Here is a 7,338-nt window from a genome sequence, read left to right as displayed (position 1 = left end):
GGTTGAGAAAGAACGCGGGGAGGGGGGGCGCCGCCGGGCGCCGGCAGGGCGCGAGGAGCACGCGCGAGGGAGTCGGGCGCTCCGAGGGCGACCGAAGGGAGCCCGAAGGAAGCGCCCGACGAGGTTGGGGAGGCGCGAGGTGCTGTGCGGTCGCGGTCGGGTGGGACTCAAAGGGGCAGTCGCGAGGCGGGCGCAGGCGTTCACGAGAGCGAAGCTCTCGTGAGCCAATCAGAACGCGGAGCGTTCTGATGACGACGTAAGGACCGCAAGGAGCGAGCGAAGCGAGCGACTGAGGACCGCAGCGAGCGTGCGCCCGCCTCGCGACCGGGGCTTCGGGAGCGTTCGTGTCGATCGGCTATTTATAAAATCAACTGTCGGGCGGTCGATCGACTGGTGTTTCGCCGACTTACTCGTCGCCGTGCGTGAAGCCGCGGTCGGGCAGGGGGTCGCCGTCGGCGAGGACGCGCGGGCCTCCCTCATCACGCTCCTCGACCACCGTCCCGATCCGCGTGAGTCCGGCGGGACACGACTCGCTGACCCCCGAAACGTCCTCTTCCGGCACCGCACAGACCAGCTCGAAGTCCTCGCCGAAGTGCGCCGCGAGTTCGAACCGCTCCGTCGACCCCTCCGCAACCTCCTCGACCGCGGGGTGAACCGGAACCGCGTCCCGCTCGATCTCGATCCCGACCCCGCTCGCCTCCGCGAGCTGGTGACACGACCGAGCCAGCCCGTCCGAGGAGTCCATCATCGCGGTCGCGTGCGATGCCAGCGCCAGCCCGTCGGCCACGCGCGGCGTGAACCGGAACAGCTCGTTGGCGCGCTCGGTCTCGCCCTCGCCGTCGTTTTTGAAAATCCGCAGCGCCGCTGCGGACCGGCCCCACTCGCCGGTGACGCAGAGCGCGTCGCCCGGTCGCGCCCCGTCACGCGTGACGGCCCCGGCGTCGGTGATCCCGCCGACCGCGGTGGTCGCAGTCGTGAACTCGACGTGTTCGTCGAGGTCGCCGCCGACGTACTCGGCGTCGACCGCCTCGCAGACGTCGACCGCGCCCGCGACGAACCGGGTCAGCTCGTCGCGGTCGAACGCCTCGTCGGCGTAGACGGCGACCGCGGCCCGGGCGGTCGCGCCCATCGCCGCCACGTCCGACAGCGACGCGCCGACTGCGCGCCAGCCGGCTGTGTACCGCGTTGTGCCGGCCGGGAAGTCGGTCCGCTCGTGGAGCATGTCCGTCGTGATGACCGTTCCGTCGACGACGGCGGCGTCGTCGCCCGCGTGCGGGAGGTCGGCCGCGAGAGCCCGGAGAGCGTCGCGCTCGTTCACTACCCTACGCTCCGCGCGGCGGGGTCAATAAGCGATCGGTCCGGCCCGGCTCGGTCTGGCCCGGCTCGGTCTGGCCCGGTCCGACGCCGCCGATGTCGCTCGGCGGCGTCACCGACAGTGTTGTGGACGCTGTCACCGGCGGCGAGGGGCGCGCAGCCCCGGATGTCTTCGTTTGTATGGGCCGTGTTGTCATGGAACATTTAACCGAATAAAACAACATAACGAATATTATCATTATCAATCATTATGTTTATTATCTTCCTCCGATTTGCTCCGGTCGCAATGGTAGTATCCGTACGCGGACACGCAGCGACCCGAGGCACCGACCCGATCACCAGACGACCGCCGCAACCCCCCACACGACCCGATGACGACACCTGACGACACGCCCGACGACACGACTCGACGCACCGATCGCACGACCGACCGCACGACCGGCTCGGAGCCCGCGGAGCGCTCCGACCGGACTGCTTCTCCGCAGCCGATCCCCGGCCGCATCCCGCCCACCGAGGAGGCCGGCGCGCCGCTGGTCCCGACGATCACGACGCGCCGGACGACGGGGACGCGCTCGCCCGGGTCGCCGCCGCGGGCCGACACCCGTCGCCCGACCCGTCCGCCGGCCGACGACGAGCGCGACGCACCCATGGTCCCCGACCTGCGTCCCGCCTCGCGGACGCGGACCGACGGGGGTTCGCGATGACGGCGAACGCGACGCGCCGCTCCCGCGAGCGCTCGGCCCGGTCGACCGGCGAGGACGCGTCCCGCAGCACCGTCCCAATGGCGGGGACCGGCGACGGACCGCGCCCGGACCCGACGACGTTCGCGCCGACCGCTCGCCCCGCCGACAAACGCCGATCAGGCCGGCGCACCGCGCCGAACCGCACCGCAGACGACGACACCACGCAGTAACCCGATGAATCCCAACGAACTCGACGACGACGTCTTCACCAGAGATATCGACAACCCGGCCGGCCGCCGGCTCCGCGAGCTGTTCGAGGAGCAGGAGTACACGTTCGCGCCGGGGATCTACCACGCCCTCGACGCCCGCCTCGCGGAGATGGCGGGCCTCGACGCGGCCTACATGAGCGGCTACTCGACCGTCCTCGGCCAGTTCGGCTTCCCCGACCTGGAGATGGTCACCATGTCCGAGATGGTCGAGAACGCGAAGCGCATGGTCGAGGCGACGAACCTCCCCGTCATCGCCGACTGCGACACCGGCTACGGCGGCGTCCACAACGTCCGGCGCGCGGTCCGCGAGTACGAGAAGGCCGGCGTCGCCGCCGTCCACATCGAGGACCAGACCTCGCCGAAGCGCTGTGGCCACATCGCCGGCAAGCAGATCGTCTCCCGCGAGCAGGCCCGCTCGCGCTTCGAGGCCGCCGTCGACGCCAAGCAGAGCGAGGACACCGTCATCATCGCCCGCACCGACGCGTACGGCTCCGCCAACGGCGACTGGGAGGAGCACCTCGAACGCGGCCGAATCTACGCCGACGCCGGCGTCGACCTCGTCTGGCCCGAGATGCCCGACCCGTCCCGCGAGGACGCGGTCGAGTACGCCGAGACGATCCACGAGACCCACCCCGACCTCGATCTGGCCTTCAACTACTCCTCCTCGTTCGAGTGGGGCGCCGAGGAGGACCCGCTCACCTTCGAGGAGCTCGGCGACCTGGGCTACCAGTACATCTTCATCACGCTGTACGGTCTCCACTCGGGCGCCCACGCGGCCTACGAGGACTTCGAGAACATCGCGCAGAACGACGAGGAGGCGCAGTTCGACCTCGAAGAGCGGTACATCGGCCACGAGACGGAGAGTCACCACGAGCTCTCCTTCGTCCCGCGGTATCAGGACATCGAGGCCGAGTTCGATCCCGAGGCCCGCGAGCGGCAGGAGGAGTCGGCGGGGTTCACCGAAGACGAGAGCGACCCGATCACGGCCGAAAACGACGACTGAGCGCCCGGGAAAACCGGTGACCGAGCGCTCGGCGGCGACCGACGGCGGAGCGCTCGACAGCGACCGACGGCGGAGCGCTCGACGGAACCCGACCACCGAGCGTCCCGTCGCCGTCAGCCGTCCGGAATCGCTCCCCGTTCTTTCAGCTCCGCGATGTCGCCGTCGCCGTAGCCGTACTCGTCGAGAACTGACTCCGTGTGTTCGCCGAGCGCCGGCGGGTGGCGCCGGACGGTCGTCGGCGTCCGGGAGAAGTGCATGGGCGAGCCGGGGAACGTGACGGTGCCCGCGGTCGGGTGTTCCGCCTCGGCGACCATCCCGCGCGCCTCGATTTGGGGGTCGGCGAACACCTCGCTCACGTCGCGGACGCGGCTCGCGGGCACGTCGTGTTCCTCCAGGACCGCGGTCGCCTCGGCGGTCGTCATGGACGCGAACGTCTCGCTCAGCTCGCGGTCGAGCTCCTCCCGGTGGCGGACGCGGCCCTCGTTGGTCTCGAACCGCTCGTCCGCGAGCAGGTCCGGGCGGTCGATCGCGCGGCACAGCGGCGGCCAGAACGGGTCCGACGAGCAGGCGACGACGACGTACCCGTCGCTCGTCTCGAACGCCTGATACGGGACGATGTTCGGGTGTTTGCTCCCCATCCGTCCCGGCGGCTCGCCGCTGGCGAAGTAGTTCGTCGCCATGTAGCTGGTCCAGGCGGCCTGCCCGTCCAGCAGGCTCACGTCGATCTTCTGGCCGCGGCCGTCGCCGAGTTCGCGCTCGAGGAGGGCCGCGAGGATCGCCTGCGTCGCGTACATCCCCGCGCCGACGTCGGCGAGCGCGACGCCGATCCGGACCGGCGGGCCGTCCTCGACGCCCGTGAACGACATGACCCCGCCCCGCGCCTGCATCATGATGTCGTAGGCGGGCTTGTCGCGGTCGGGGCCCCACTCGCCGTAGCCGGAAATGCCGCAGTAGATCAGCCCGGGGTTCTCGTCGACGAGGTCGCCGTAGTCGAGGCCCCACTCGGCGGTCTTACCGACCCGGAAGTTCTCGACGAGCACGTCGGCCTCGCGGGCGAGGTCCCGCGCGACCGCGCGCCCCGACTCGGTCGTCAGGTCCAACTGGATCGACCGCTTGTTCCGGTTAACGCTGACGTAGTAGGCGCTCTCTTCGCCCTCGCCCTCGCCGAACGCTGGCGGGACCCATGTCCGCGTCTGGTCGCCCTGTCCGGGCCGCTCGATCTTGAGCACTTCGGCGCCGAGGTCGCCGAGCTGCATGGTACAGAACGGGCCGACGAGCACGCGAGAGAGGTCCAGCACGGTGACGCCATCCAGCGGTCCGGTGTCGCCGTCGGGATCGCGCGCCTCACCGACCACGCGCGTTCACCCCCGCGGACCGTCGCCGAATTCGGTTCATGTGTCCCGGGTCAGTCCCGGGGGTACTGAGTGTTGCGGCGGCGCCGCGGACGGAAACCCGGGGCCGGCGAGGAGGCGGCGCCGGCGAACGGTTTCGTCAGGCCGGAAGCGTGTCGATGCCGTCGATCTCGACGTAGCCGTAGCCGCAGTCGGGACAGCGCCACTTCGTCTTCTCGCCGAGGTGGAGCGTCATCGCCGCGGTCCGGTAGAACGAACGAGACCCGCCGCAGTCGGGACAGTCCACGTCCTTTTCGAGCGCCATGTGCGCCGATCGATCCGGGCCGGTGTTGAACCTACTGATTCGGGCTCCACCGGCCCTGTCACCACACCGGCGCGAGCAGCAGCGCGACCGTCGCCGAGATGAAGACGAGCTTGAGCGCGGTGTTGACGGCGATCACCTTCGTCCCGAACGAAGGCCCCCAGATCCCGTACTGGAACGGGATCGAGCGCCGGAACGTGGAGACGGCGAACGAGAGGATGCTCCCGATGAGCAGCGACGCGACCGCGGTCCGCGTCGTGAAGATCCCGGCCTCCGTCCCGGCGAGCGTCGCCGCGCCCGCGGTCGTGTCGAGCGTGAACACCGCGATGACCGGCACCGCGGCACCCGGCAGGCCCAGCACGCTCGTGATCGGCTCCGCCACGCTCGTCAGGGCCGCCACGTCGTAGGTCGTGACGAGCCAGATGACCAGCGTGTACACGACCGCGAGCCGCGGGACGATCCGCCGGAGGGTCCGCCACGACTTCCCGGCCGCGTCGCGCACGCGCTCCCGGTCGGTACGGTCGTCGTCCTCGGGCCCGGTCGCCTCGACGTCGGCGAGCGCGGCGCGGTCGACGTTCGACTCAGAGAGGAGGAACCCGCCCGCGACGACGCCGGTGACGGTGATCAAAAGCGCGATGCCGGCGCGCGCGCCGACGTAGACGGCGCCGGTGGTGACGCCGAGGATCGGGATCAACACCGGGACGTAGTAGGTGAACACGTGCTGGACGAAGCCGAAGAACGTGTTCATCGTCACCGCGACGAGCGTCGCCCGGTCGTCGAGCAGGCCCGACTCGCGGAACTCCGCGAGCGTCGCGTAGCCCGCGGTCGTCGACGCCGCGGTCGTGAGGATCGCCGTGCCGACCTCGTCCGGGAGGTTCGCCGGTCGGGTGAGCCACCCCGCGAGCCCGGCGACGTACCGGACCAGCCCGAACGCGACGGCGACGTTGGCGGCGAAGACGCCCCCCGCGATGAACGCCGTGATCCGGGCAAGTCGGGGGGCCACCTCCGCGAGCAGCGTCGAGAACTCGGCGGCGACCGATTGCACGAATCAGCGTACGCGAGGGGCGCTCAAATGGCCGTCGGAACGGGCGGGCGTTCCCGGAGGGTCGGAACGCGCGCCGCCGCGCGGGGCTTATGTCCCGCCGCGGAGAACGGCCCTCCGATGGCTCCCGCCGAGGATGACATCTCGATCGATGAAAAGCGCGTGTACGCGGGCAGCGCCGGCCGCACCGACGCCTACGTCGCGACGGGGACGGGGATCGTCCGCGTCTCGCTGTCGGCCGACAAGGTCGGCGCGTTCGACATGGTCGCCCGCGACCCCGCCCGCGATGTCACCGTCCTCGCTCGCGGCGGCGGCCCCGACCTCGCCGTCGCGGCCACGCCCGCCGGGCTCTCGGTCGCCGCGGTCGGCGACGACCCGGCGTTCGAGTCGGTCGACGACGAGCCGGCGGTCGCGGTCGGCGCGGCGAGGGACCGTGACGACGCGCTCCTTGTCGCCCGCGAGGACGGGGCGATCGAGCGCATCAAGGTCGGGGAGGGCGACGAGGCGACGGTCTCGTCGACGACGCAGATCGGAACCGTCACGGACCCGCGTGCGGTCGACGGCGGTCTCGTCGCGGGCGCGAAGGCGGTGTACCGGGTCGGTGAGCGCGGCATCACCGACGTCGGCCTCGACGACGCGCGCGACGTGGCCGGCGCCGGGATGCCGCTCGCGGCGACCGGTGCGGGGCTCTACTGGCTTGGCAACGGTTGGATGACGGCCCGGGAGGCGGTCGCGGAGGCGGTCGCGTCCGACGGCGACGGGCACGCGATGGCGGTCGTCGGCGGTGACCTGCTCGTTCACTCGGACGGGGCTGGCGAGTGGGGCGAGGAGACGTGGATGCCCGCGGACCTGCCCGTGGACGAGACGCCCGTCGCGCTCGGCTACGGCCCCGGCGTCTCGGTCGCGGTGACGGACGCGGGCACGCTCTGCGTCGACGCCGGCGACGGGTGGCGACACCAGGTGGTCGGCGTTCGCGACGTGGCAGGCGTGGCGCTCGCGGTCGTAGAATAGGCAGAGTACGTCGATGTTGACGGCTCGGTGGGAGCTCCCTCCAAATTCCCCGTCGGATTATAAACGGGATTCAGCAGGTCGGCGGTGAATACTCCCAAAGCCCCAGCCGCGAATCGGGCGCACGCTCGCTGTGGTCCTTACTTCGCCTGCGCCCGATTCGCGGCTGCCCGTTTGATACGGTCGTGCGAAAGTATTTCCCAATATAGTCGTATTCTATAGTAATGGGTCGGTTGGACGGAATCACTCTGGAAGAACTTCACGAGCTACGTGAGCAAACAGCGGGAGAGATCCCGCGAGAACGTGTTCTCGCGGCGATCGGCCGAAAGCAGGGAGACAATCTTGACACACTCGCTGAACGCCATG

General features: G+C 70.4%; 7 protein-coding genes. 3 read left to right on the top strand and 4 right to left on the bottom strand.

The annotated features are described in order from the left end of the window. Positions 1–406 precede the first annotated feature (406 nt). A complete protein-coding gene (thiL, locus tag B9G38_RS12960) occupies positions 407–1,318 on the bottom strand; it encodes a thiamine-phosphate kinase (protein WP_086220628.1) in 912 nt (303 codons plus the stop codon). A 367-nt stretch (positions 1,319–1,685) separates the two neighbouring features. Between thiL and B9G38_RS12955 the strand changes: the two genes are divergently transcribed. Together B9G38_RS12955 and aceA are read left to right on the top strand one after the other, a co-directional pair. Continuing rightward, positions 1,686–2,018, top strand: a complete 333-nt coding sequence (locus B9G38_RS12955; protein WP_049931564.1) for a hypothetical protein — start codon at positions 1,686–1,688, stop codon at positions 2,016–2,018. A gap of 213 nt (positions 2,019–2,231) precedes the next feature. Continuing rightward, positions 2,232–3,269, top strand: a complete 1,038-nt coding sequence (gene aceA / locus B9G38_RS12945; RefSeq protein WP_086216767.1) for an isocitrate lyase — start codon at positions 2,232–2,234, stop codon at positions 3,267–3,269. Between the two features lie 113 nt (positions 3,270–3,382). Here the strand turns inward: aceA and B9G38_RS12940 are convergent, their stop codons facing one another. The 3 genes from B9G38_RS12940 to B9G38_RS12935 all read right to left on the bottom strand — a co-directional run bounded on the left by B9G38_RS12940 (position 3,383) and on the right by B9G38_RS12935 (position 5,967). Next, positions 3,383–4,624, bottom strand: a complete 1,242-nt coding sequence (locus B9G38_RS12940; protein WP_086220627.1) for a CaiB/BaiF CoA-transferase family protein — start codon at positions 4,622–4,624, stop codon at positions 3,383–3,385. 136 nt (positions 4,625–4,760) lie between these two features. Further along, a complete protein-coding gene (locus B9G38_RS18315) occupies positions 4,761–4,925 on the bottom strand; it encodes a hypothetical protein (protein WP_167373072.1) in 165 nt (54 codons plus the stop codon). 58 nt (positions 4,926–4,983) lie between these two features. After that, a complete protein-coding gene (locus B9G38_RS12935) occupies positions 4,984–5,967 on the bottom strand; it encodes a nucleoside recognition protein (protein WP_049931560.1) in 984 nt (327 codons plus the stop codon). A gap of 117 nt (positions 5,968–6,084) precedes the next feature. Between B9G38_RS12935 and B9G38_RS12930 the strand changes: the two genes are divergently transcribed. Next, positions 6,085–6,975: a hypothetical protein gene (locus tag B9G38_RS12930; RefSeq protein WP_086220626.1), complete on the top strand. Its 891-nt coding sequence runs from the start codon at positions 6,085–6,087 to the stop codon at positions 6,973–6,975. The last annotated feature ends 363 nt before the right edge of the window (positions 6,976–7,338 follow it).

It is taken from the genome of Halorubrum sp. SD612 (assembly GCF_002135005.1).
This window is presented reverse-complemented; position numbering and strand designations above follow the sequence as displayed.

Excerpts from the sequence above, each read along its gene's own strand:
- B9G38_RS12930 (WP_086220626.1), top strand. The coding sequence starts at position 6,085 with ATGGCTCCCGCCGAGGATGACATCTCGATCGATGAAAAGCGCGTGTAC.
- B9G38_RS12955 (WP_049931564.1), top strand. The coding sequence starts at position 1,686 with ATGACGACACCTGACGACACGCCCGACGACACGACTCGACGCACCGAT.
- aceA (WP_086216767.1), top strand. The coding sequence starts at position 2,232 with ATGAATCCCAACGAACTCGACGACGACGTCTTCACCAGAGATATCGAC.
- B9G38_RS18315 (WP_167373072.1), bottom strand. The coding sequence starts at position 4,925 with ATGGCGCTCGAAAAGGACGTGGACTGTCCCGACTGCGGCGGGTCTCGT.